Consider the following 24,775-nt stretch of genomic DNA (forward strand, 5'->3'; position numbering starts at 1 on the left):
CTCACGCCGCCCACCGCTCCGCGTACTCCGCGATCTCCCGCATCGGCGGCCGCTCCTCCGTGTCCACCGCATGGGTGCGCGGCACGAACCCCTCCGCGCCCCGCTCGAACTGCGTCAGCGCGGGCCGCACCAGATGGCCCCGGGAGAGCCGCAGCTGCGCCGTGCGGTAGATCGCCGCCGCCATCCGTCCCAGCGCCTGCCCGTCCTGGTGGCGGTGGCGCCGCACGCCCACATCCACCTGGGCCAGCGCGTCCAGCCCCACGGTGTGCAGCGCGTCGACCAGGAGCCCCAGCTCCACTCCGTAACCGACCGGGAAGGGCAGCCGCTCCAGCAGCGAGCGCCGCACCGCGTACTCGCCGCCCAGCGGCTGCACGAATCCGGCCAGCTGCGGCCAGTGCAGATTGAGCAGCGGGCGGGCCACCAGCTCGGTGACGCGACCGCCCTGGCCTGCGGTGCCGTCGAGCGGACGGTCGTACATCGCCTTGACGAACCGGACCGCCGGATCGGTGAGCAGCGGGCCGACCGTCCCCGAGACGAAGTCCGCCGAGAAGTCCCTGAGGTCCGCGTCGACGAAGCAGACGATCTCCCCACTGGTCACCAGGAGTGATCGCCAGAGCACTTCGCCCTTGCCCGGCACGGCCGGCATCCGGGGCAGGATCGTGTCCCGGTGGACCACCCGGGCGCCCGCGTCGCGGGCGACGGCGGCGGTGGAGTCGGTGGAGCCGGAGTCGATCACCACCAGTTCGTCCACCAGCCGGACCTTCTCCATCAGCTCCCGCCGGATCGTCGCCACGATCGCGCCGACCGTGGCCTCCTCGTTCAGCGCGGGCAGCACCACACTCACCGAGGTGCGGTGCGGTTCGGCGGTCCGGGCGTCGAGGAGCCGGTCCAGCGGGCGGTCGGCGGCCGACCAGGACCGCCTGGTCAGCCAGCGTTCCACCTCTTCGAGCACGGTCTGAACTCCCTGCGTGTGATCCATCTCGCCGTTCGGACGACTATCTCAACCGTCCCGTCCTTCGGTTACAGTCTTGAACAACGCGGACCACCGTCGCATGTCGGGGTCCGTCGTCACACAAACGCCTGGATCGAAGATCCGGTGCCACAGAGCTCATCCAGAGGGACTGAGGGAACGGCCCGTTGAAGTCCCGGCAACCCTCCTGCCGACCGCGAGGTCACGGTGGGGAAGGTGCCAATTCCGTCTTGCGGCGAAATGCGCTGCGAGGAAGATGAGGAGAAAGGGCCTCCGCCATCATGGCTGTTCAGACCATCGCAGGAAACGCCACCACCGCTGCCGTGGACCTCGGTCCCGCTGTGGCGCTTTCCTGCCGCGAGTGCGGCGAGCGTTTCGACCTCGGCCCCCTTTTCGCCTGCGCGTCCTGTTTCGGGCCGCTGGAAGTGGCGTACGACCTGCCGGCCGGTGACCCGGAGGCCCTGCGCAAGCGCATCGAGGCCGGACCGAACAGCATCTGGCGCTACGCCCCGCTGCTGCCGGTCCCCGCCGACGTGGCCGACAAGCCCAACCTGAACCCCGGCTTCACCAAGCTGGTCAAGGCCGACAACCTCGCCCGCGAGCTGGGCGTCACCGGCGGCCTGTACGTCAAGGACGACTCCGGCAACCCGACGCACTCCTTCAAGGACCGCGTCGTCGCGATCGCCGTCGAGGCCGCCCGCGCCTTCGGATTCACCACCCTCTCCTGCTCCTCCACGGGCAACCTGGCCGGTGCCGTCGGCGCCGCCGCCGCCCGCGCCGGGCTGCGCTCCTGCGTGTTCATCCCGCACGACCTGGAGCAGGGCAAGGTCGTCATGGCCGCGGTGTACGGCGGCGAACTGGTCGGCATCGAGGGCAACTACGACGACGTGAACCGCTTCTGCTCCGAGCTGATCGGGGACCCCCTGGGCGAGGGCTGGGGCTTCGTCAACGTCAACCTGCGCCCCTACTACGGCGAGGGCTCCAAGACCCTGGCGTACGAGATCTGCGAGCAGCTCGGCTGGAAGCTGCCCGACCAGATCGTCGTCCCGATCGCGTCCGGCTCCCAGCTGACGAAGATCGACAAGGGGTTCCAGGAGCTGATCCGGCTCGGCCTGGTCGAGGACAAGCCGTACAAGATCTTCGGCGCCCAGGCCGAGGGCTGCTCCCCGGTCTCCGCCGCCTTCAAGGCCGGACACGACGTGGTCCGCCCCCAGAAGCCGAACACCATCGCCAAGTCGCTGGCCATCGGCAACCCGGCGGACGGCCCGTACGTCCTGGACATCGCCCGCCGCACGGGCGGCGCGGTGGAGGACGTGACCGACGAGCAGGTCGTCGACGCGATCAAGCTGCTGGCGCGCACCGAGGGCATCTTCGGTGAGACGGCGGGCGGCGTGACGGTCGGCGTGACGAAGAAGCTGATCGAGGCCGGTGCGATCGACCCGGCGCTCACCACCGTCGTCCTGAACACCGGTGACGGGCTCAAGACGCTCGACGCGGTCTCCGCGACCTCGCAGGCGACGGCCACCATCAAGCCGAGCCTGGACGCGTTCCGCGCCGCGGGCCTCGCCTCCGCCTGACCCACCGGGTCCGAGCAGACCGGGCCCGCCGAGTCCGAAGCAAGAAGGGCACCACCATGAGCGTCAAGGTCCGCATCCCCACCATCCTCCGTACGTACACCGGCGGCCAGGCCGAGGTCCCGGCCGAGGGCGCCACGCTCGCCGAGGTCATCGAGTCCCTGGAGAAGGACCACCCGGGCATCGCCGCCCGTGTCCTGGACGACCAGGGCAAGCTGCGCCGCTTCGTGAACGTGTACGTCAACGACGACGACGTGCGCTTCGAGGGCGGCCTGGACGCGGCCACGCCGGACGGCGCCGGCATCTCGATCATCCCGGCCGTGGCCGGCGGCTGCTGAGCCCGCACGCACACCATTGCCCCCTCCGCCCCGCAGGGCGGAGGGGGCAATTCTGCATGGTTGAGCGCGGTACAGTTGGGGAAACCCCCTTCGCTGCACGCGCCGCCCGCATATGAGAATGCGCCCGGACCGATAAGAAGCAGCCAAAGTGCGTGAACCCCTTGAGGCATAAGTGGCCTTTGCCTGGCCCGACTTGCCCGTAAATTTCAGCAATCCCGCATATTCGGGCGCTCGGCCGCGCCCAGAATTCTCGTCCGATTGACCTGTTGCAGAGGGCAGTTGGGCGGATACATTCAGCCGCGGTCGACGCGCTGCGGCGCTGCGCACCCTCTCCTGTCGGAGGGTGAGTTCCGACCCGGGGCCGCGAAGTGCGGTCCCGTGCAAGGGCCAGTTATAGGGGAGTTAGGCATGGCTCAGGGCACCGTCAAGTGGTTCAACGCGGAGAAGGGGTACGGCTTCATCGCGGTCGACGGTGGTGCGGATGTTTTCGTCCACTACAGCGCGATCCAGATGGACGGGTACCGCACCCTCGAAGAGGGTCAGCGAGTTGAATTCGAGATCTCGCAGGGCCAGAAGGGGCCCCAGGCAGACATGGTCAAGCTCGCCGTCGGCTGAGCCCGGCGCGGCCGTCCGCCGTCACTACTCACGCACGTAGGGCCCGACCCCCGGACCAGGGGATCGGGCCCTGCGCGCGCCCGGACCGACCCGTGACCGGGTGGGCGCCGCATGACCGGCACTCGTCGAAGGCGCTTGCACTCTCGGGGGTCGAGTGCTAATCATTGGCATTAGCACTCTCCAGGTGAGAGTGACAGAACTTGGACCGGGCCGGTGAGGCCCGCAGGCGCGGTGGGGCAAGGAACCACCACGCACGCAGGCCGTCCGTCGCGGGCGCCTCTCGGTCCGGAGCAATCCACCCCTGTCCGGGAGGACCACTTCACATGGCCAAGATCATCGCGTTCGACGAGGAGGCACGGCGCGGTCTCGAGCGCGGGATGAACCAGCTCGCCGACGCCGTCAAGGTCACCCTCGGCCCCAAGGGCCGCAACGTCGTCCTCGAGAAGAAGTGGGGCGCGCCCACGATCACCAACGATGGTGTTTCCATCGCCAAGGAGATCGAGCTCGAGGACCCGTACGAGAAGATCGGTGCGGAGCTGGTCAAGGAGGTCGCCAAGAAGACGGACGACGTCGCCGGCGACGGTACGACCACCGCCACCGTCCTCGCCCAGGCTCTCGTCCGCGAGGGTCTGCGCAACGTCGCCGCGGGCGCCAACCCGATGGCCCTCAAGCGGGGCATCGAGAAGGCCGTCGAGGCCGTCTCCGCCGCTCTGCTGGAGCAGGCCAAGGACGTGGAGACCAAGGAGCAGATCGCTTCGACCGCCTCCATCTCCGCCGCCGACACCGAGATCGGCGCGAAGATCGCCGAGGCGATGGACAAGGTCGGCAAGGAAGGCGTCATCACCGTCGAGGAGTCCCAGACCTTCGGTCTGGAGCTGGAGCTCACCGAGGGTATGCGCTTCGACAAGGGCTACATCTCGGCCTACTTCGCCACCGACATGGAGCGTATGGAGGCGTCGCTCGACGACCCGTACATCCTGATCGTCAACTCGAAGGTCGGCAGCGTCAAGGACCTGATCCCGCTGCTGGAGAAGGTCATGCAGTCGGGCAAGCCGCTGCTGATCATCGCCGAGGACGTCGAGGGCGAGGCGCTCTCCACCCTGGTCGTCAACAAGATCAAGGGCACGTTCAAGTCCGTCGCCGTCAAGGCCCCGGGCTTCGGCGACCGCCGCAAGGCCATGCTCGCGGACATCGCCATCCTCACCGGCGGCACCGTGATCTCCGAGGAGGTCGGCCTCAAGCTGGAGAACGCCGGCATCGACCTGCTCGGCCGCGCCCGCAAGGTCGTCATCACCAAGGACGAGACGACGATCGTCGACGGTGCCGGTGACAGCGACCAGGTCCAGGGCCGCGTCAACCAGATCCGCGCGGAGATCGAGAACTCCGACTCGGACTACGACCGCGAGAAGCTCCAGGAGCGCCTCGCGAAGCTGGCCGGCGGCGTGGCCGTCATCAAGGCCGGCGCCGCCACCGAGGTGGAGCTCAAGGAGCGCAAGCACCGCATCGAGGACGCGGTGCGCAACGCCAAGGCCGCCGTCGAGGAGGGCATCGTCGCCGGTGGTGGCGTGGCTCTGCTCCAGGCCTCGGCCGTCTTCGAGAAGCTCGACCTCACGGGCGACGAGGCGACCGGCGCCAACGCCGTGAAGCTCGCGCTGGAGGCCCCGCTCAAGCAGATCGCCGTCAACGGTGGTCTTGAGGGCGGCGTCGTCGTGGAGAAGGTCCGCAACCTGCCGATCGGTCACGGCCTCAACGCCGCGACGGGTGAGTACGTCGACATGATCGCCGAGGGCATTCTCGACCCGGCGAAGGTCACGCGCTCCGCCCTGCAGAACGCCGCCTCCATCGCCGCGCTCTTCCTCACCACCGAGGCCGTCATCGCCGACAAGCCCGAGAAGGCCGGCGCGGCCGCCCCGGGTGGCATGCCGGGCGGTGACATGGACTTCTGATCGGTTCCGGTCCGCCGGTCGATCGAGGTTCCGCGTACGACGGGTACGTCACGTACGCCGCGTACGCAGGCACGTCCCACAGGGGCGGTATCTCCCACACGGGAGGTGCCGCCCCTGTGGCGTGTCCGGGGCGGCCTGGGGCCATGGGGGAACCGGATCATGCGGCACCGGGCCATGGGGAACCGTCGGGTACGCGGCAGCGGTCCAAGGGGCTGTAGGGGGCGGCTGATACGCGCGAACGACCGGTGTGCGCGAGGGGGCGCGGGCCCGCTGAGGGGCGCTGCCGAACGCGCCTGAGGGCTCACGGCGCGCCCGCGTGGGCCCGGACGGGCTGGGGACGGGGCCCACGGCGTGTCCGGGCGGCCCCGAGCGCAACCGAACGGGCGGTCGGGCATGGCCGAATGGCTACTTGCCGTGCCCGACCCCGTACGGCACCACACGTTCGAGCGGTTTCACCCGTGCCGGTGGTGCACCGACCGGGCGTGAGGTAGGGCCGGTACGGAGGCCGCCGGGCCCCGACCCGGTGGTTCCTCCGCTCCGCCGAGCCCGGCGCGAACTCCTGGCAGCTCATCGCCCGGGCCGGGGCGCGCCGCCCGGTCATTGGTCCAGTCCACCCCGACCGGCCGCCCCACCGGTGTGCGACTGCGCATGCCGACCGGTCGGCGCCTCCGTGGCGGTGCGGACCGCCGTGGCCCGCCTTCTCCGCTCGCGCTATCCGGCCAACTTCGCTCGGTAGGTCGGAATCACGCGTACCGGTCCGGCAGCGGGACATGATGGCTCTGGTGATCACCTGGTGAACACCAGCCGCACCAATAACTCCAGTTATGCGAACAGACGTTGGGCATAACGGTCGTCGACCGCACAGAAGGGAAGGTGTCATGAAGCAGCAGGAGAAGGCCAAGAAGGCCTACATGAAGCCGTCGCTGTTCAAGCAGGGCGACTTTTCGAAGAAGACCGCCGGTTACTTCTACGGCTCGTACAAGGAGTACTGGGTCCGGCGCATCATCTGAACCGCCGACCGGTTCCCCGTGCACGGTGTGAGAACTTCCGAAAGGTGAAGATGCCCGGCCTGCTGCGTGACTACTTCGTCGTCCTGCCGGACAGCGTGGCGGGCCACGCGGTGGCCGGGCAGCTTCCCGCGACGGAGGCGGACGGGGGCGGTGGCACCCTGACCGTCCCGCACCCCTCCGGCCGCCCCTGGGTCCTCGCCCGCCCCGGGTTCCGCAAGGTCAGCCACCTTGGCCGGGGCGACGACGCCCTCGTGCTCATCGGCCCCGACCGCGTCCCCGAAGCCGTGCTCGCCGGCCTCCTGGAGGGCGCCCGCGACCGGACCGGACTGGAACGGCGCCTCACCCGGCTGCCCGGCCTGCACCACGTGGTCGCCCGGCTCTCCGGCGAGACCTGGATCCGGGGCACCGCCTCCGGGCTGCGCCGGATCCACCACGCCCGGCACCCGCAGGCGGGGACCATCGCGTCCGACCGCCCCGCCGTCCTCGCCCACCTGACCGGCGCCCCCCTGGACGACGGCGCGCTGGCCCTGCGCATGCTCGACTTCCTGCCCCACCCCCTGAGCCGACGCGCCCTGTGGAGGGGCGTGCACGAGACCGGGGCCGGGTACGGACTGGCCCTGCCCGCCGCAGCACCGGGCACGGCCGCCGCCCCCGGCCCCCGCGAGTACCGCTGGTGGGAGCCCCCGCCGCCGGAACTCCCCCTGGCGGAGGGCGCCCGCCGGGTCGGGGACGCCGTCGCCGCCTCCGTACGGGCCCATGTCGGCGGCCTGGACCGGATCAGCTGCGAGCTGTCCGGCGGCCTCGACTCCACGGCCCTCGCCTTCGCCGCCCGCGCGACGGCCCCGAAGGCGCTCTCCCTGCTGACGGTGGCCGCCCGGGACCGCTACAGCGAGGACGAGACGTGGGCGAGGAGGGCGGTGGAGGAGGCGAACCGGAGCACCTCGGGAACGGCCCCGGGCGGGCCCAGCACGTCCGAAGCCGCCCCGGACCCCCGGCGCGCCTCGGGAGCCGGCCACCACAGCACCCCTGAAGCCACCCTGGCCCACCACGTCATCCCCGCCACCGACGCCCCCTACTTCTATGCGGACCTGACCGCCACCTCGGCCGAGCTGAACGACGAACCGCTCCCCGTCGCCCCCGGCCGGGCCCGCGCGCACCTGCTCCTGAGCCGCGCCCACGCCACCGGATCGCGCTACCACCTCACCGGCTACGGCGGCGACGAACTCTTCCTCGGCCTGCCCCACGCCTACCAGGACCTCTTCCACGGCAACCCCCTCACCGCCTGGAACCACCTCAGCGGCCTCCGCCACCAGCTCGGCTGGCCCCTGCTGCCGACGCTCAAGGCCCTGCTGAACCGCTCCACCTTCCCCCAGTGGCTGGCGGGCGCGGTCACCCCCGAACCCCAGCCGGTCACCCGGACCCCGCTGCTCTCCTGGGGTGTCCGCCAGTCCCTGCGCCCCTGGTTCACCGACCACGCGTGCGCCCTGATCACCGAGGAGTTCCGGACGGCTGCCGAGCAGGCCGAGCCGATCGACCGGTGGCGGGGGCGGCACGTGGACATCGACGCGGTACGGATGGGGGCGCGGCACTTCCACGCGATGGAGGACATCGGCATGACGATCGGACTGCCGGTCGCGGCCCCCTTCTACGACGACCGGGTCCTGGAGGCCACCCTCGCCGTGCGCCTCCCGGAGCGGATCAGCCCCTGGCGCTACAAGCCGCTGCTCGTCGAGGCGATGCGCGGGGTGGTGCCGGACGCGCTGCTGGCCCGTACGACGAAGGACCACATGTCCTCCGACGAACACCAGGGACTGCGCGAACACGCAGCCGAACTGGCCGACTTGTGGACCGGCTCCCGCCTGGCCGAGCACGGCCTGGTGGACGCCCGACACCTGCTCCGGCTGGCGGCCGAACCGTTCTCGCCGGTCCTGGTCGAGCACTCCATCAGCTCCACCGTGGCGGGGGAGACCTGGCTCCGCACAGCAGAGAACGCCTGGCACGAAGCCCAGGTGACGACCACGACCAGCGAGGCGCCCCAGTGAAGCTCAGAAAAGGCATCGCCGTCACGACGACCGAGTACGGCGGAGTCCTGCTCGACGAGAAGGACGGCAGCTACTGGCAGTTGAACGACACGGGCGTGATCGTGGTCGAGACCCTCGCCGCCGGACAGGCCCCCGAGACTGCCGTCGAACGGATCCTCGCGGAGTTCGACGTCGAGCGGGCCGAGGCGGAGTCGGACGTGGCCGAGTTGACCCGTCGGCTCGTCGAGGCGAAGATCCTGCGCCCATGACCACCGAGATGACGATGCCCCGCCGGGGCGCGGGCCCCGGTGGCGTACGGCTGCGGGCCGCGATCGCCGCCGCTTTCGTGCTGGCCCGCTACAAACCGGGCCGTCTGCGCCGGGTGTTGACCCGTTGTGCCAAGGGCGCCCGCCCGGCGGCGTACGACGAGACGCTGGAGATGTATGAGGCCGTCACCGCCACCAGCCGCCGCTGCGCGGGCCGTTACGGCTGCCTGCCCCGCTCGGTGGCCATCGCGCTGGCGTGCCGGATGTCGGGGGTGTGGCCCGACTGGTGCGCCGGGGTCCGGACGGCACCGCCGTTCTCGCCCCATGCTTGGGTGGAGGCGGGGGGCCGCCCGGTCGGCGAACAGGCGGAAGCGGCCGAGCTGCGTCCTCTGATGGTGGTGACGGTGCGCGAGGGGGTTCCGGGTGAGCGCGGTGGCGGGGACGGCGACGGGGGCGGACGGGAGTCCTGAGGAGCCGGGAGGGCTCGGGGCGCCTGAGGGGAGCGGGCCGCCCTCCGGGGCGGGCGCGCCCGGTCCCTCCTCCCTCCGGTCGCCCCTCCGCCTGCTTCTCGCCCGGGTCCGCCCCCACCGGGGCGTCCTGATCCGGGCGGGCCTGCTGTCGCTCGCCGGGTCGGCGGCCGGGCTGGCGATGCCGCTCATGGCGAAGTACGCGGTCGACGCGTTCGCCGCCGACCGCTCGCCCCTGGCCCCGCTCGTCGCGCTCACCGCGCTCGTCCTCGCGGGCGCGTGCCTCTCGGCGTACGGGCGCTACCTCATGGCCCGTACGGGAGAGGGCGTCGTCCTCCACGCGCGCGACCAACTGGTCCGCCGCATCATGCGCTTGAAGGTCCCGGCAGTCGACCGGCTCACCCCGGGGGACCTCCAGTCCCGCGTGACCAGCGACACGACCCTCCTGCGGACGGTCCTCTCCAGTGGCCTGGTCGAGTCGTTCAACAGTGTGCTGATGCTGCTGGGGACGGTCGCGTTCATGGCGTACATGGACCTCACGCTGCTGGGCGTGACGCTGGTGGTGATCGTCGGTATCGGGGCCGTGACCGCCCTGCTCATGCCGCGTATCCAGCGTGCGCAGCTCCGGGCGCAGGAGTCCGTGGGAGCGATGGGCGCGGCCCTGGACCGGGTGCTCCAGGCGTTCCGCACGGTGAAGGCGAGCGGTGCGGAGGAGCGGGAGGCGGCGGCGGTCGCGCGGGCGGCCCGGCACGCGCACGACCGGGGTGTGTCGGTGGCGAAGTGGTCGTCGGTCTCCGACGTCACGATGATGATGTCGATCCAGCTCGCCTTCCTGGCCGTGCTGGGCGTGGGCGGGGCGAGGGTGGCCTCGGGCTCCCTGGAGATCTCCTCGCTGATCGCGTTCCTGCTCTACCTCTTCTACCTGATGGGCCCGATCGGCGGCCTGGTGGAGGGGTGGACGGGGTTGCAGAGCGGCCTCGCCGCCGTACGGAGGATCGACGAGGTGGAGTCGCTGCCCGGCGAACCGGCGGAGGGCTCCGGCGGGTCGAAGGAGGGCGGCGGCCCGCTGCGGGTCAGCTTCCAGGACGTCACCTTCGGGTACGGGGACGAGCGCGCCCCCGCCCACAAGGGCGTCACGTTCGAGGTCCCGGCCGGCGGGATGGTGGCGCTGGTGGGCCCGTCGGGGGCGGGCAAGTCGACGGTGTTCAGCCTGCTGGAACGGTTCTACGACCACGACGCCGGGACCATCGCGCTGGACGGCCGGGACATCAGGGACTGGCCCTTGGCGGAGCTGCGCGCCTCGCTCGCGTACGTGGAACAGGACGCCCCGGTCCTGGCGGGCACGCTGCGTGAGAACCTGCTCTTCGCGGCCCCCGACGCCCCCGAGGAGCGGTTGGCGGAGGCGGTCACCCGCACCCGTCTGGACGCCCTGGTCGCCCGGCTGCCCGAGGGCCTGGACACGGCGGTCGGCCACCGGGGCGTCACCCTCTCCGGCGGCGAACGCCAGCGCATCGCCATCGCCCGCGCCCTGCTGCGCCGCCCGCGCCTGCTCCTCCTCGACGAGGTGACCTCGCAGCTCGACGCGGTGAACGAACAGGCGCTGCGTGACGTCATCCTCGAACTGGCCGCGCAGTCGACGGTGCTGGTCATCGCCCACCGCCTCTCCACCGTCCGCCACGCCGACCGCATCGTGGTCCTGGAGGACGGCCGCGTCCGCACGGCGGGCACGCACGAGGAGCTGATGGCGGAGGACGACCTCTACCGCGCACTGGCGACGACGCAGCTCGCGGCGACGGAGGCGTAGTAGGTGCAGGCGGGGGCGGAGGCTCGGCGAGGGGTCAGCGGGCGTAGTCCTTGAGCTCCTCGGTGTCCAGGGTGATGGAGACGGGGTGGGGAAGCGTCACCCGGTCCCCGTAGTCGTACGAGTGTTGCTGCCGGTAGCGACCTCTGTCGGGCTCGCTGTGGACGACGAGGGTGCCGGAGTCGCGGTCGATCAGGAGGTGGACCGGGATGCCCGCCGAGGCGTATCCGTGGGGCTTCTCCGTGCGGTCGCGGTGATCGGTGTCGTGGTCGTAGGAGGTCACTTCCACGGTCATCAGGACGCCGTCGGCGGGTGCCCACTCGCCCTGTCCGGCGAAGTGCCGGCGAGGGGCCAGGGCGCCGTCGGGACGGGCTCGCCCCTGCCGGTACGCCTCGACCATCAGCCCCTGCTCCGGATGCAGGTCCAGGTCGGGCCGATGCTGCATGCACTGGCGGAGCAGCCACATGAAGATGGTTCCGTGGTCGCCGTCGTGCACGGGCTTGACCTCTAGCTTTCCGTTGACGAGCTCAAGCGTCACGGTCTCCGGGGCCGAGCGGGCGAGCTGCTCGAACTCCTCGACGGACAGCTCGGCCCGTGGTGCGTGATCGGCGGGGCTGGGGGTCATGGCGTCGCCTCCTCCCCTCCATCGTGCCCTGCCGAATCCGCGGACGAGCCGCACGGTCACCGGTGGGTCCTCTCGAATCGGTACGTCCTCTCCGAGCGGGGGACCAGCCCCGCCCGGACCGCGTTCATCCGCTCCCGTACGCCGGGCGGCTGCACGGCTCCCGGCGGACCCGCCGGCGGCTCGGGGGACGGCCCCCGGCAGGCGCGGCACAGCCCGCCGAGGAGGGCCTCCGGGCTGCCGGGGACCCTGCACTCGCCGGACTCCAGGGTGCGCAGGACGGTCCGTGGCTCCGGCCCCGGCGGGACGCGCTCGGGCGGCAGCTTGTCGGTCAGGCGGCGTTCGACGAGGCGGGCGGCGCAGTGGACGGGGGACGGCAGGCCCGCGGTGAGGGCGTGCAGCAGCTCGGCCTCCGTCGCACCCCGGGCGAACCACTCGCTGACCCGCGGTTCCAGCCGTACGCAGTCGGCGGAGGAGAGGGAGAGCGTCGGGGCCGTACGCCCCAGGGCGGCGAGCAGGATGAACGCCCGTGAGCGGGTGGGGCGTTGGGGCTGGTCGGGCGGGGCGTCGCCCCGGGTGAAGGCGTTCCACCAGGAGTCCTCGCGGGCGGTGCGCGAGAAGAACGTACGGGTCACCCAGAGCATCACGTCGTCGGCCACCACGCACTCGCTGCCGCGCCGCAGATGCCCGGCGGCCTGGAGCCGGTTGAGGGTGGTGCTCAGGGCGCACTGCCCGTACGGGAGGTGCTTGGCGAGCGTCTTCACGGAGATGTCGGAGCCGTCGGGCAGCCGGTCGATGTAGGCGGCGACGGCGGCGTCGCGGGGGAGGAGGTGTGCGAAGTCGCGGTCGGTGCGCGGTCGTTCGCCGGGGGCGGAGCGCTTGCCGTAGCCGGGTTTGGCCATGGGGTGCGCGGGCGGGGCCTCGTGCGGGGTGCCGGAGGCGGCATTAAGGTAGCTGTCAGCCATGGGGATCGTCGTCAGTCCGATCTTCGTTGGTCAGACCCCTGTTCGGTGTTTCCAGCACCAGCAGGGGTCGTCTTTGTTCTGCTCTCGTTCTCCGCACGCTAGAGCCACGCGACGGCGCGTCGCAAGTCGGTCACAAACGGTCAACTCCGGTCGCAGGGTGGGTGGGTGGGAGAGCTGACCCCTCCACCCCATCACTGTTGAGAGCGCTCGGATCTCGCCGCTTGAGCTCCGGGAGGGGTGCGGGGTCGGTACCGGCGAACCCGGAGACGAACGACCGTACGACAGGATCGCCCCATGACGAACAAGAGTTCCCCTACGCCCTCCGTGGTGCCCTCCGCAGCGCCCGCCGCCCAGTTGTCGTTTCGCCGGGCGGACGACTCCGGCTCCGACCTCACCGAACTCGTACGCCTGAGGGACGCCGCCGCCCGGTGGCAGATCGAGCGCGGCATCCGGCAGTGGCACCCCGGAGAGCTGGGCGAGGACCACTTCCGGACCCGGCTGCGCGAGGGCGAGATCTGGCTCGCCACCCTCGGCCCCGACGGCCCGACCGCCGGGGCGTGGGAGTTGTGGTGGGACGACGAACCGGCCTGGGGCCCCCAGCCCCCCGTCGCGGGCTACGTCCACCGCCTGATGACCGACCGCCGGACCGCACAGCCCGGAGCGGGCCGCGCCCTCCTGGCGCAGGCCGAGCGCCGGATCGCCGCGTACGGGAGGGAGCTGTGCCGCCTCGACTGCCTGACGTCGAACCCCCGCCTCCGGCGCTACTACGAGGAGGCGGGATACGTGGTGGCCGGTGAGCAGGCCGGGAAGAACGGGGACGGCGGACGGACGTACGGGGTGACGCTGCTGGAGAAGCGGGTGGTGGTGGGGGCGGGGTGAGCTTCGGCAGCCGGGTGCCGGGTGCCGGGTGTGGCTGGGGATGGCCGTGGCCTTCCGGGGCCCGGGCCCGGGCCCGGGGTTCCGGGTTCCGAGGTCCCGGGTCCCGAGGTTTCCGGTTCCGGGCCCCGGGGTTCCCGGTATCGGGTTTTCGAGTTCCGGGGTCCGGGTTCCGGGGTTTGCGGTTCCGTGTTCCGGGGTTCCCGGTTCCGTGACGACGATCACTCCGATGCCTGGTCGGCGCTGTAGACCGGATGCCCGGCGGTGGGCGTATACCCGGTGAAGCGAAAGATCCGGGAGCAACTTTTGACCGTCGAGGAGTTCGAAGAGTTCTACGCCCAGGCGGTCGCGCGTCTCACAGGCCAGCTGTACGTGATGACGGGAGACCTCCAGGAGGCGCAGGACGTCGTGCAGGAGGCCTTCGTCAAGGCGTGGCTCCGGCGTGGCCGGCTGGAGCGGGACGGGCAGCCCGAGGCGTGGATCCGTACGGTCGCGTGGCGCCTGGCGGTGAGCCGGTGGCGGTTCCGGCGGCGTTCGGCGGACGCCTGGGGCCGGGGGAGCGGCGCACCCGAACACGTGGCGCCGCCGGACCCGGACCATGTGGTGCTCGTCGAGGCGCTCCGCGAGCTGCCCGCCCAGCAGCGGCGGACGCTGACCCTGCACTACCTGTGCGATCTCACGGTCGAGCAGATCGCCGGTGAGACCGGGCTTTCCAGCAGCACGATCAAGACGCATCTGGTCCGCGGCCGGGCGGCTCTCGCCCACCGTCTGCGGGACCCCCGCATGGAGGAGGCTCCTGATGTCTGAACCACGGGACCCGTCGGGCCCGGGGGAGTCCCGGGGAGCGCAGGATCCGTTGAAGATCCTGTTCCAGCAGGCCGGGGACTTCGGCCGGGGCCACGCGGTCGCGGACCCGGCGGCCCGCATCACCGAACGCGGCATGCGCGCCCAGCGGCGCCGGATGGCGGCGCTCGCGGTGGGGGCCTGCCTGGTCGTGGGCGGTGGCGGCGCGGCGGCGATCGGCCTCCACCCGGTCACCCCGGCCCCGGCCCCGGCCCCACCGGCGACGAGCCCGTCCCCCAGCTACCCGTCCCCCTCGCCCCCGCCACCCACCGAAACGCTGACGGAACCGCCGATGCCGAGTACGACGGTGCCGGGCACGCCGGGCTCGGACCCGGGGTCGTACCCACCTGGTTCGTCCGCGCCTGGTTCGTCCGCGCCGGGGGGCATGCCGACGACGGAAGCACCGACGGCTTCGTCCTCGGCGTCGTCGACGTCTACGGGGGCGCCCGGCTCGACATCGGATCCGGCACCGACTTCGACGCTCGGAGCGACGTCGATGCCGTGATTGCGGGCGGCGGCGGGAGGGGACGGCGACCCGACGCGACCCCCGTACGCCCCTCCCTGCCTCTCCCCCCCCCGGCCCTACCCCCTCCCCCCGGCCCTACCCCCTCCCCGCGCCCCGGCGGCCTCACCGGGCGATCCCGCGCGCCCTGGGCGCATCCGAAAGGTGCCTGAGTGTCTACGTCGTCCCCCGGCCTGCGCCCGGCCGAGCCACGGCCGGGCGCCACCTCCGCACCCCGGGCGAGCGGGCCGGTCAGGCCCGTACAGTACGGGTCCAAGGTGCCCCGCCCGCTCAGGTGGGCGTCCTGGCTCACCCCGGCCGACCGCAGCGTGCTCCAGCTCTACCTGCTGACGCGCCTGTCCCTGTGGACCGTGGCCCACGGCGCGCGGTGGCTGTTCCCCCGGGGCTCGGACGTACGGGAGGCGGCGCCGCTCCTCGCGCCGTTCCAGCAGTGGGACGCGAACCACTACCTCCACATAGCGCGCGACGGCTACTTCCCGGCCGACGCGGGCCCGTGGCTGAGCGACTGGGACAACAGGGAGGCGTTCTTCCCCGGCTTCCCGCTCCTGCTGCGGGTCGTGCACGTCATCGTCCCGGACTGGACGGCGGCGGGCCTGCTGATCTCGCTGATCGCGGGGGCGGTGGCGGTCCTGGCACTGTCCCGCATAGCCCGCTCGTACGTCCCCGAGGACGCCGCCGGTCACCGTACGGTCCTGTTCTTCCTGCTCTCCCCGTGCGCGGTCTTCCTCGCGGTCGGCTACACGGAGGCGCTGTTCCTGGCGTTCGCGCTCCCGGCCTGGCTGGCCGCCCGGCGCCACCTGTGGGCGCCTGCCTGCGCGTTGACCGCCCTGGCGACGACCGTACGGATCAGCGGTCTGTTCCTGGCGGCGGCGATAGCGGTGCTGTTCGTGCTGACGGCGCTCCAGGCGGGTTCGGGGAAGGGGAGGGGGAAGGGGCGGCTGACGGCCTGGCGCGGGGTGGCCTGGCTGGCACTTCCCGTGCTGCCGCCGCTGGCGTACAGCTGGTATCTGCACGCGCACACGGGCGACTGGATGGCGTGGAAGCACGCCCAGGAGCGCGGCTGGTACCGGGAGTTCCACACACCGTGGGAGGCGTGGGCGAACACCTGGAACGCGGCGTTCGACGGCGTCCACACGACGGGGTACGCGGCCATGTTCCAGGCGGAGTTGGCGGCGATGCTGGTGGGCGTGGCCCTGGCCGCCGCCCTCCTGCGCCACCGCCGATGGCCGGAGGCGGTGTACGTGGCGCTGAGCCTGTGGGCGCTGGGAACGTCGTACTGGTACACGTCGGTACCCCGCGCCACTCTGCTGTGGTGGCCGCTGTGGATCGGCCTGGCGGCGGTGAGCCTGCGCCGCCCCTGGTTCCGGACGGCGTACCTGTGCGTGGCGACCCCGCTGGCGGCGCTGGTGGCCCTGGCGTTTCTCACGGGGAGGTGGGCGGGGTGAGGGGAAGTACGTCGACAGGTGAGGGGCACCCGGGCCCCTGCGGTGGTCCCTGCCGGACGAGGGACTTCCGCGACGCCTGTGACTGCGCCCCCGGGCCGTTGGGGCCCGTGGCCCAGGGGCTTGCTGTCCAGGAGCGAGTGAGCGGGAGCGGGGCTGCCGACCCGGCTCCCCAGGGGTACGGCATTGTCAGCTCAGGCTCGCGGAGTCGAGCCACTCACCCACCGGTCGTACGGGAAGCGGGCTGTCGAAGCTCTGCCCGTTCGACGGATGCACGGTAACGCTGCGGTCCTTCCAACGGATCACCACGTCGCTCGTGGCATCAGCGGTGAACAGGCCGGCGGCGATGTGCACGGCCCCGGCGCCCTGCGCCTCCCACGAACCCCTCAACCCCCCACCGCCACCCCGCCCCGCGCGATGACCTCCGCGTACCACCGTGCGCTGTCCTTCGGCGTCCGGCGCTGCGACGCGAAGTCCACGTGCACGATGCCGAACCGCTTGCTGTAGCCGTACGCCCACTCGAAGTTGTCCAGCAGCGACCACAGGAAGTACCCGCGTACGTCGGCCCCGTCCTCGATCGCCCGGTGTACGGCCCCCAGGTGCGCGTCCAGGTACGCCACCCGCTCCGGGTCGTGGACCTGGCCCTCCGGGTCCGCGTAGTCGTCGTACGCCGCCCCGTTCTCGGTCACCAGCAGCGGCAGGCCCGGGAGTTCGTCGCGGAGGCGGGTCAGCAGTTCGTACAGGCCGTCCGCGTCCACCGGCCAGTCCATCGCCGTGCGCGGGCCCTTCGCCGGGGTGAACGCCACATGCTCCTCTGCCCCGGCCCAGGGTGAGGGCGACTCGGACGAGCCCGCCGAAACCACGCTCGGGGAGTAGTAGTTGATGCCCAGCGAGTCGATCGGGGTCGACGTGACCTCCAGGTCGCCCGCCTTCACGAACGACCAGTCCGTCACCGCCGCCGTGTCCGCCACCAGGTCCTCCGGAAGCCGCCCGTGGAAGACCGGGTCCAGGAAGACCCGGTTCGCCACCGCGTCGATCCTCCGCACCGCGTCCCGGTCTGCCGGGGTGTCCGTCAGCGGGCGCAGGGCGTGGAGGTTCAGGGTGAGGGAGATCTCCGCCGTGGGCGGCAGGCGGTCGCGCAGGACCCGGGTCGCCCCGCCGTGCGCCAGGTTGAAGTGGTGGGCGGCGCGCAGGGCGGCCAGGTCGCTCGTACGGCCGGGGGCGTGGACCCCGTTTCCGTACCCCAGGAACGCCCCGCACCAGGGTTCGTTGAGCGTCGTCCACGTCGAGACCCGGTCGCCCAGTGCCCCCGCCACCAGGCCCGCGTACTCCGCGAACCGGTGCGCCGTGTCCCGCTCCGGCCAGCCGCCCGCGTCCTCCAACTCCTGGGGAAGGTCCCAGTGGTAGAGCGTCGCGACCGGCCTGATGCCCGCGTCCAGCAGCTCGTCCACCAGGCGGCGGTAGAAGTCGAGGCCGCGCTCGACCGCCGGGCCCCGGCCGGTCGGCTGGACCCGGGGCCAGGAGACCGAGAACCGGTAGTCCGTGACGCCCAGTTGCTTCATCAGCCGGACGTCCTCCGGCATCCGGTGCAGATGGTCGGCTGCGATGTCCCCGGTGTCGCCGTTGCGGACCTTGCCGGGGGTACGGCTGAACGTGTCCCAGATGGACGGTGTACGGCCGCCCTCCGTGGCCCCGCCCTCGATCTGGTACGCGGCGGTGGCCGTGCCCCACCGGAATCCGGCCGGGAAGCGGAGCACTGTACCGGCCTCCGCGCGGGCACCGGCCGTGGATTCCGGGCGGGCGTCGACAGCTGTCATGAGACGGACACTCCAGAGGTGAGGGGAAGTGAGGTGAGGAGAGGGAGCAGGAGAAGGAGGGGGAGGGAGGAGGGGAGGGCGGGCAGGGGAGCGGCCTCAGCCCTTCACCGCGCCCTGCATGATCCCGCCGACGATCTGCCGGCCCAGCAGGCCGAACACCAGCAGCACCGGCAGCGTTCCCAGCAGCGTGCCCGCCATGATCACCGACTGGTCGTTGACATAGCCGCCACCCAGCTGCCGCAGCGCCACCTGCACGGTCGGCTCCTGCGAGGAGAGCGCGATGATCGGCCAGAAGAAGTCGTTCCACGCTGTCATGAACGTGAGCATCCCCAGGACCGCCATCCCCGGCCGCGCGATCGGGATCACGATCGACCAGAAGATGCGGGCCGTCGAGGCGCCGTCCACCCGGGCCGCCTCGATCAGTTCGTCCGGCAGTGACTGCACCAGATACTGGCGCATGAAGAAGACACCGAAGGCCGAGACCAGACCCGGCAGGATCACCGCCTGGAGCTGGTTCACCCACTGGAGTTCGGCGATCAGCATGAAGAGCGGGATCACCCCGAGCTGCGGCGGGATCATCATCGTCCCGATCGTCAGCGTCAGCAGCGCGTTCCGGCCCTTGAACCTCAGCTTGGCGAAGGCGAAGCCGGCCAGCGTGCAGCAGAGCACCGTGCCGATCGTGATCGACGACGACACGATCAGCGAGTTCAGCAGCGCCTTGCCGATGTCCGCCTCTTCGAGGACCTGCTCGAAGTTCTTGGCCAGGTTCGGGCCCGGCAGCAGGCTCGGCGGCACCTTCGCCATGTCCGCGTTGGACCTGCTGGCCGTCACGATCGTCCAGTAGAAGGGGAACGCCGAGATGAGCAGGGCGAACCCGAGGATGAGGTACGAGAGCCAGCCGCCCTTCATGGTCCGGCCCGCGCCCCCCTTGCGGATGCGCCTGCCGGGCGGGGTCTGAGGCGGGTCGCCCTTCTCCGGAGCGGTCGGCGGTGCGGCGAGCGCGGTCATCGGCCGGCCTCCTTGCGTGCGCGGCGGCGCGCGATCAGGGCGTTGACCCCGACCAGCACCACGATCAGGACGAACATCACCCAGGCGATGGCCGCTGCCCGGCCCAGGTGGAAGAATCCCCAGCCCTGTTCGTACATGTACAGGCCGAGCGTCTGGTACTGGTGCGAGATCCCGCCCGAGATCGAGCCCTCGAACAGCAGTGGCTCACCGAAGAGTTGGGTCGCCCCGATGGTCGAGATGATGACCGTGAAGATGATCGTGGGCCGCAGGCCGGGAAGCGTGACGTGGATGAACTGGCGCCAGCGCGAGGCCCCGTCCATCTCCGCCGCCTCGTACAGCTCGTGCGGGATCGACTGCATCCCCGCCAGATAGATCAGCGCGTTGTATCCCGTCCACCGCCAGATCACGATCGTCGACACCGCGATCTGCGAGGCGACCGTGCCTGTCTGCCAGTCCACCGGGTCGAAACCGACCAGCCCCAGAACGTAGTTGATCAGCCCGAAGTCCCGGCCGAAGAGCTGCGCGAAGACCAGGGTGGCGGCGGCCACCGAGGTCGCGTACGGGAGCAGGATCGCCGTCCTGATGAACGTGCGCCCGCGCAGCTTGTAGTTGAGCAGATGCGCCAGGCCCAGAGCCATCGCGAGCTGGGGGACCGTGGACAGCACGCCGATCGTGAACGTGTTGCGCAGCGAGATCCAGAAGTACTCGTCGGTGAAGAGCGCCGTGTAGTTGGCGATGCCCCGCCACTCCATCTCGCCGCTCGTCTGGAGTTCGACCCGGTAGAGGGAGACGAACGCCGTGTAGAGGAGCGGGAAGAGGCCGAAGGCGAGGAAGAGGGTGAAGAAGGGGGCGATGTAGGCGTACGGCGATGCCTTGCGCCAGGTGCGCCGGAGCGTTGCAGCCCGGCCGTCGTCGGGCCCGGGCCCGGACCCGGCGGGGCGGCTGGGCTCCGCCTTCGCGGTGGCGGTGAGGGACACGGTGCGGCCCTTCGGGGTCGGGGGCGATCAGGTGCGGAGAGGAGGAGAAGGGGAGAGGGAGGGAGGCTTACGGGAGCGGGGCCGGTCCACCGTCGTGCGCACCGGTGGACCGGCCCCAGGAGAGACGGGGGAGAGCGGGAGATGGGGGAGGGGAGGGAGGGTGGCGCGGGCCGGGGTCAGCCGATCACGTTCGCCACGCCCTTCTTCGCCGTCTCCCATGCCTTCTCCGACGAGACGCCCTTCCGCTCGACCTCGCTCAGCGCGTTCGTCAGCTGCTGCATCACGTTCTGGTCGTGGACGCCCAGCACCTGCACCGGGGACTCCTTGGCCGCGTCACCGAAGATCTGGCCGATCGGGGCGTTGGAGAAGTACTCGTCCTGGGCGTCCGCGATCTGCTCGATGGCGCCCGTGGCGGAGGGGAAGTTGCCCTGCTTCTGGAAGACCTTCGCCTGCTGCTCGGGGGCGGTCAGCCACTCGATCAGCTTGTAGGCCTCCTTCTTGTGCTTGGCCGCACGCGGGATGGAGAGGTACGAGCCGCCCCAGTTGCCGGCCCCGCCGGGCAGCTTGGCGATGTCCCACTTGCCCTTGCCCGCGTCACCGGCCTGGCCCTTGACGTAGCCGAGCATCCAGGCCGGGCAGGGGATCGTGGCGAACGAACCGGCGGCGAACGCCTGGTTCCACTGCGGGGACCACTGGTCGAGCTTGGCGCTCAGGCCCGCCTCGGCTGCCGCCACGGAGGTGTCCCAGGCTTCCTTGACCGCCGGGTTCCTGTCGTAGATCAGCTCGCCGGAGGCGTCGTAGTAGCGCTCCTCCTCCTGGCCGATCATGATCGCGTAGAGCGATCCGACACTGTCCAGCCAGGCGCTCTTGGCGGGGGCCTTCTTCTTGTACTCCTTGCCCAGCTCCAGGTAGCCCTCCCACGTGGACCACTTCTTCGCGAGTTCCTCGCGGTCCGTGGGCAGCCCGGCCTGCTGGAAGAGGTCGGTGCGGTAGCACATCGCCTCGGGGCCGACGTCGGTGCCGAGGCCGAGGATCCTGCCGTCCTCGGTGGTGGCCGCCTGCCACTTGGCCTCGGCGAACTCGCCCTTGAGCCTGTCGGCGCCGAACTCCTTGAGGTCCTGGAACTTGTCGGCCTGCTGCTGGGTGACCGAGGCGATGCGGCCCACCTCCACCCCCTGGACGTCCGCGAGTCCGCCGCCCCCCGCGAGGCGAGTCTGGAGCGACTTCCAGTAGTCCACCTCGTCCTGGGTGTCGCTCTGCTTGATCGTCACGTTCGGGTTGAGCTTCTGGTACTCCTCGTAGAGCCCGGCCTCCTTGAAGCCGAAGGATCCGAAGAGGTCGACCGTGAGCGTGACCTTCCCGCCCGCGCTGTCGGAGCTGTCCGACGAGTCGCCGGATCCGGATCCGCAGGCGGCGAGGAGGGCCCCGGTGAGGACGGCCGCGCCGAGGCGGACGCCGGCTCTCTTGGCGGCTCGGGCGATGGGCATGGGAAGCCTCCCTTGGCTCCGGGATGAACCGAGCGCGCTGAGAGCGCTCTCAAATCCTGCGTCTGGAGCGTCCCCCCACCGCCCCCGCCCCGTCAAGACTCGAACGCATAACAGCTTGGCGCTACATCCGGCCGCCGCCCAACTGCCGCTCGTGCGCCATCTCTTGACACTCACGTTTCAGGAGTTTTACGTTCCTCGGCACGTGAGAGCGCTCTCGAACGCGCTCTCCCTCCCCCCCCATGATCGAGGTGCTGCTCGTGCGAACCTCCCTCCCCAGGCCCGCCCCCCGGCCCGGCGCCGGACCCGCCTTCCGGTCCGGCGTCCGGCCCGCCGCGGCGACCCTGCTCGCCGTCGCCCTGGCCGCCGTCACCCTGGGTCCCGCCGCCTCCCCCGCGGCCGCCGCCACCATCCCCGCCGGCGCCGGCAGCTACACCGACTCCCGCCCCGCCGGCACCTCGGGCCCGACCACGAACACCGGCGCGCCCGTCACCCCCAAGGTCACCGCCGCCGCCCGGGACAAGCCCGTCCCGACCAACGACTGGTGGTCCTCGCTCGCCTTCCAGCGCTACGGCGACAACCCGTACTCCACCCCCATGTACGGGCACCCGCTCACCTACCAGGCCAAGGCCTCCGGCCTGGAGGTCGGCTACCCCACCACGCCCGCGATCGTCGGGGACGGACGGCAGTACGAGTACGCCCACAAGGCCGACCTCACCGTCGGCCTCACCGGCCTGAACTCCCCGGACACCAAGGCCGACGCCTGGTCCGACTGGACGGTCACCCCCTACTGGGCGGACGGCTCCCGCACCTTCCGGGCCACCATCGGCCACGGCATGCCGTTCGTGTACGCCAAGGGGTCCGGCGGCGACGCCCGTGTCACGACCGCCTCCACGCCCACGGTCTTCGCCAACCAGGGCAACGTCGTCGGCATCACGGTCGCCGGGCACCACTACGCCCTCTTCGCCCCGACCGGCTCCGACTGGAACATCGCCGGCACCACGATCACCGCCGGGCTCGGTTCCAAGGACTACTTCTCGCTCGCCGTGCTGCCCTCCACGGACGCGCTGGCGACCTACCGCAAGTACGCCTTCAGCTTCGTCACCGGCTCCCAGGTGTCCTGGCAGACCACCGGCGGCAACGTCCGGGCGACCTACACCCTGACCACGGAGGCCCGGGAGGGCACCGAGCGCGGCACGCTCCAGGCGCTCTACCGCCACCAGTGGCTGCACACGACCGACGCGCTGACCCCGTACACGTACGTCTCGCCGCGCGGCACGATGAAGGTGCGCGAGTCCGCCTCCTTCACCACCAGCCAGCGCAACAACGGCGTGGTGCCCGCGCTGCCCGTCTCCGACGGCGTCGACCGGGCCCGGCTGACCGGCTACCTCGACGAGGTCGCGAACGCCTCCGACCCGTTCTCGGGGGCCACGGACACCTACTGGACCGGCAAGGCGCTCGGCCGGCTCGCCCAGCTGGTGCCCGTCGCCGACCAGATCGGCCGGACCGCCACCCGCGACAAGCTCCTCGGCCTGATGAAGGGCCGACTCCAGGAGTGGTTCACGGCGGGCGGGGCAAGTGAGTTCAGCTACGACAGGGACTGGAAGACCCTCACCGGCTACCCGGCCTCGTACGGCAGCGACACCGAACTCAACGACCACCACTTCCACTACAGCTACTACGTCTACGCGGCGGCGATCATCGCCCAGTACGACCAGGCCTGGGCGGCCGACCCGGCCTGGGGCACGATGGTCAAGCACCTCATCCGCGACACCGCCAACCCCAGCCGCACCGACTCCGCCTACCCCTTCCTGCGCGGCTTCGACGTCTACGCGGGCCACAGCTGGGCCTCCGGCCACCAGGGCTTCGCGGCGGGCAACAACCAGGAGTCCTCGTCGGAGTCCATCAACCTCAGCGCCGGGCTGGTGCTCTGGGGCTCGGCCACCGGTGACAACGCCCTGAGGGACCTGGGCAGTTACCTGCTGACGACCGAGTCCGAGGCGATCACCCAGTACTGGTTCGACGCGAGCCGGCAGGTCTTCCCCTCCTCCTTCCGTCACGAGACCGTCGGCATGGTCTGGGGTAGCGGCGGCGCCTACGCCACCTGGTGGACCGCCAACCCGGAGGAGATCCACGGCATCAACGTCCTGCCCGTGACCGGTGGTTCGCTCCACCTGGCCCGTGAGAAGGCGGCCATCAAGCGGAACATCGCCGAGATGGAGCGCGAGAACGGCGGCCCGGCCCAGGAGTGGCGCGACCTCCTGTGGGAGTTCGAGGCGCTCGCCGACCCGGCCTCCGCGAAGGCCAAGTGGGATGGTGCGAACGGGAACTACGAGCCCGAGCAGGGCGAGTCCAAGGCGCACACCTACCACTGGATCCACACACTGAACGCGGTCGGCGCACCGGATATGACGGTCAGCGGAGACCTTCCGACCTCGGCCGTCTTCGCCAGGAACGGCATCCGCACCTACACCGCCCACAACCACGGCTCCTCGACCCGCACGGTGACCTTCTCCGACGGCAAGACCCTGTCGGTGCCCGCCCGTTCGACGGCGGTCAGCACGGGTCCCGGCGGCAGCGACCCGGACCCCGGCGACCCGGACCCGGGCAACCCGTCCACGGGCAACACCTTCCGCCTCAAGACCGGTGGCGCCCTCACCACCGCGACCACCGACCCGGCCGGCGCGGACACCATCGCCTCGGCCGACGGGGTCAACCGGGACGGCACCCCGTACCGCCCGAACGTCTACGAGATCAAGCGTGTCAACGGCAAGGTCTCCCCCGGGGCCGCCACCGCGTTCCGCCTCCGGGTCGACGCGGGCACCCGGGTCGGGCTCGCCCCGCAGGTCCGGGTCAGCTACGACCTGACCGGCGACGGCACCTTCGACCGCACCGAGACCTTCCGCTACTTCGCCACCGACCCGGTCAACGGGTGGGAGGAGTACACGCAGGCGGCGGGCGTCCGGGCCACCACCGGCAGCCTGGGAGAGCTGCGGAACGGCACCATCCGCCTGGAGATCTGGAACGCGCTCGGCAACGGCACGTCCCAGGTCCAGACGGGCACGGACGCGGCGGTGCTCAGGATCCCGTACGTGTAGACGTGACGGCGAGGAACATTCCGTACGTGTGGACGTGACGGCGAGGAACATCCCGTACGTGTAGACATGACGGAGAAGGACATCCCGCAGGTGTGAACTGCTCGACTGCGGG

Annotated in this window: 22 protein-coding genes and 1 riboswitch; of the genes, 14 read left to right on the top strand and 8 right to left on the bottom strand. The window is 71.3% G+C overall.

Annotated features, from left to right (window positions below):
- Position 1: 1 nt before the first annotated feature.
- Positions 2-952: a glucosyl-3-phosphoglycerate synthase gene (locus AC0682_RS21355; RefSeq protein ID WP_478534729.1), complete on the bottom strand. Its 951-nt coding sequence runs from the start codon at positions 950-952 to the stop codon at positions 2-4.
- 153 nt (positions 953-1,105) lie between these two features.
- Positions 1,106-1,233, top strand: a riboswitch (SAM riboswitch).
- Between the two features lie 18 nt (positions 1,234-1,251).
- Here AC0682_RS21355 and thrC point away from each other — a divergent pair.
- The 9 genes from thrC to AC0682_RS21400 all read left to right on the top strand — a co-directional run bounded on the left by thrC (position 1,252) and on the right by AC0682_RS21400 (position 11,011).
- Positions 1,252-2,547, top strand: a complete 1,296-nt coding sequence (gene thrC, locus AC0682_RS21360) for a threonine synthase (protein WP_478534636.1) — start codon at positions 1,252-1,254, stop codon at positions 2,545-2,547.
- A 56-nt stretch (positions 2,548-2,603) separates the two neighbouring features.
- On the top strand, positions 2,604-2,882 hold the full coding sequence (locus AC0682_RS21365) for a MoaD/ThiS family protein (RefSeq protein ID WP_018489029.1): 279 nt from the start codon (positions 2,604-2,606) through the stop codon (positions 2,880-2,882).
- Between the two features lie 408 nt (positions 2,883-3,290).
- Positions 3,291-3,497: a cold-shock protein gene (locus AC0682_RS21370; protein WP_003967346.1), complete on the top strand. Its 207-nt coding sequence runs from the start codon at positions 3,291-3,293 to the stop codon at positions 3,495-3,497.
- A 323-nt stretch (positions 3,498-3,820) separates the two neighbouring features.
- Positions 3,821-5,443 carry a chaperonin GroEL gene (gene groL, locus AC0682_RS21375; RefSeq protein ID WP_478534637.1) on the top strand — a complete coding sequence of 541 codons (1,623 nt, stop codon included), beginning with the start codon at positions 3,821-3,823 and terminating at the stop codon, positions 5,441-5,443.
- 878 nt (positions 5,444-6,321) lie between these two features.
- A complete protein-coding gene (locus AC0682_RS21380; protein ID WP_019762774.1) occupies positions 6,322-6,453 on the top strand; it encodes a keywimysin-related RiPP in 132 nt (43 codons plus the stop codon).
- Positions 6,454-6,503: 50 nt separating this feature from the next.
- Complete coding sequence (locus AC0682_RS21385; protein ID WP_478534730.1) at positions 6,504-8,495, top strand: asparagine synthase-related protein; 1,992 nt, start codon at positions 6,504-6,506, stop codon at positions 8,493-8,495.
- A complete protein-coding gene (locus tag AC0682_RS21390; RefSeq protein WP_478534638.1) occupies positions 8,492-8,743 on the top strand; it encodes a lasso peptide biosynthesis PqqD family chaperone in 252 nt (83 codons plus the stop codon). The genes AC0682_RS21385 and AC0682_RS21390 overlap by 4 nt, the downstream gene beginning before the upstream one ends.
- The gene (locus tag AC0682_RS21395; protein WP_478534639.1) at positions 8,740-9,210 is read left to right on the top strand and encodes a lasso peptide biosynthesis B2 protein; all 471 of its coding nucleotides are present in this window, start codon (positions 8,740-8,742) and stop codon (positions 9,208-9,210) included. Before AC0682_RS21390 ends, AC0682_RS21395 begins: the two co-directional genes overlap by 4 nt.
- Positions 9,164-11,011: an ABC transporter ATP-binding protein gene (locus AC0682_RS21400; protein ID WP_478534640.1), complete on the top strand. Its 1,848-nt coding sequence runs from the start codon at positions 9,164-9,166 to the stop codon at positions 11,009-11,011. The genes AC0682_RS21395 and AC0682_RS21400 overlap by 47 nt, the downstream gene beginning before the upstream one ends.
- A gap of 34 nt (positions 11,012-11,045) precedes the next feature.
- On the opposite strand, the gene AC0682_RS21405 is transcribed toward AC0682_RS21400, so the two are convergent.
- Positions 11,046-11,633, bottom strand: coding sequence for a Uma2 family endonuclease (locus AC0682_RS21405; protein ID WP_478534641.1), 588 nt, complete (start codon positions 11,631-11,633; stop codon positions 11,046-11,048).
- Positions 11,634-11,689: 56 nt separating this feature from the next.
- The gene (locus AC0682_RS21410) at positions 11,690-12,532 is read right to left on the bottom strand and encodes a hypothetical protein (protein WP_478534731.1); all 843 of its coding nucleotides are present in this window, start codon (positions 12,530-12,532) and stop codon (positions 11,690-11,692) included.
- Positions 12,533-12,889: 357 nt separating this feature from the next.
- On the opposite strand from AC0682_RS21410, the gene AC0682_RS21415 reads away from it, so the two are divergent.
- The 4 genes from AC0682_RS21415 to AC0682_RS21430 all read left to right on the top strand — a co-directional run bounded on the left by AC0682_RS21415 (position 12,890) and on the right by AC0682_RS21430 (position 16,282).
- Entirely contained in the window at positions 12,890-13,474 is a 585-nt protein-coding gene (locus AC0682_RS21415) for a GNAT family N-acetyltransferase (protein WP_478534642.1), read from the top strand.
- Between the two features lie 303 nt (positions 13,475-13,777).
- Complete coding sequence (locus AC0682_RS21420) at positions 13,778-14,278, top strand: SigE family RNA polymerase sigma factor (RefSeq protein ID WP_478534643.1); 501 nt, start codon at positions 13,778-13,780, stop codon at positions 14,276-14,278.
- A complete protein-coding gene (locus AC0682_RS21425) occupies positions 14,271-14,819 on the top strand; it encodes a hypothetical protein (RefSeq protein WP_478534644.1) in 549 nt (182 codons plus the stop codon). The genes AC0682_RS21420 and AC0682_RS21425 overlap by 8 nt, the downstream gene beginning before the upstream one ends.
- Positions 14,820-14,989: 170 nt before the next feature.
- Positions 14,990-16,282, top strand: a complete 1,293-nt coding sequence (locus AC0682_RS21430) for a mannosyltransferase family protein (RefSeq protein ID WP_478534645.1) — start codon at positions 14,990-14,992, stop codon at positions 16,280-16,282.
- 186 nt (positions 16,283-16,468) lie between these two features.
- Here the strand turns inward: AC0682_RS21430 and AC0682_RS21435 are convergent, their stop codons facing one another.
- From AC0682_RS21435 to AC0682_RS21455, 5 genes are all read right to left on the bottom strand, one after another.
- Positions 16,469-16,633 carry a hypothetical protein gene (locus tag AC0682_RS21435; protein ID WP_478534646.1) on the bottom strand — a complete coding sequence of 55 codons (165 nt, stop codon included), beginning with the start codon at positions 16,631-16,633 and terminating at the stop codon, positions 16,469-16,471.
- 32 nt (positions 16,634-16,665) lie between these two features.
- On the bottom strand, positions 16,666-18,096 hold the full coding sequence (locus tag AC0682_RS21440) for a GH1 family beta-glucosidase (RefSeq protein WP_478534647.1): 1,431 nt from the start codon (positions 18,094-18,096) through the stop codon (positions 16,666-16,668).
- Positions 18,097-18,192: 96 nt separating this feature from the next.
- A complete protein-coding gene (locus tag AC0682_RS21445) occupies positions 18,193-19,104 on the bottom strand; it encodes a carbohydrate ABC transporter permease (protein WP_478534649.1) in 912 nt (303 codons plus the stop codon).
- A complete protein-coding gene (locus tag AC0682_RS21450; protein WP_478534651.1) occupies positions 19,101-20,081 on the bottom strand; it encodes a carbohydrate ABC transporter permease in 981 nt (326 codons plus the stop codon). The genes AC0682_RS21445 and AC0682_RS21450 overlap by 4 nt, the downstream gene beginning before the upstream one ends.
- A gap of 176 nt (positions 20,082-20,257) precedes the next feature.
- Entirely contained in the window at positions 20,258-21,568 is a 1,311-nt protein-coding gene (locus AC0682_RS21455) for an ABC transporter substrate-binding protein (protein ID WP_478534652.1), read from the bottom strand.
- A 239-nt stretch (positions 21,569-21,807) separates the two neighbouring features.
- Here AC0682_RS21455 and AC0682_RS21460 point away from each other — a divergent pair, with 239 nt between their 5' ends.
- Positions 21,808-24,663, top strand: coding sequence for a glycosyl hydrolase (locus AC0682_RS21460; protein ID WP_478534653.1), 2,856 nt, complete (start codon positions 21,808-21,810; stop codon positions 24,661-24,663).
- Positions 24,664-24,775 lie beyond the last annotated feature (112 nt).

It is taken from the genome of Streptomyces sp. NPDC043746 (assembly GCF_056436485.1).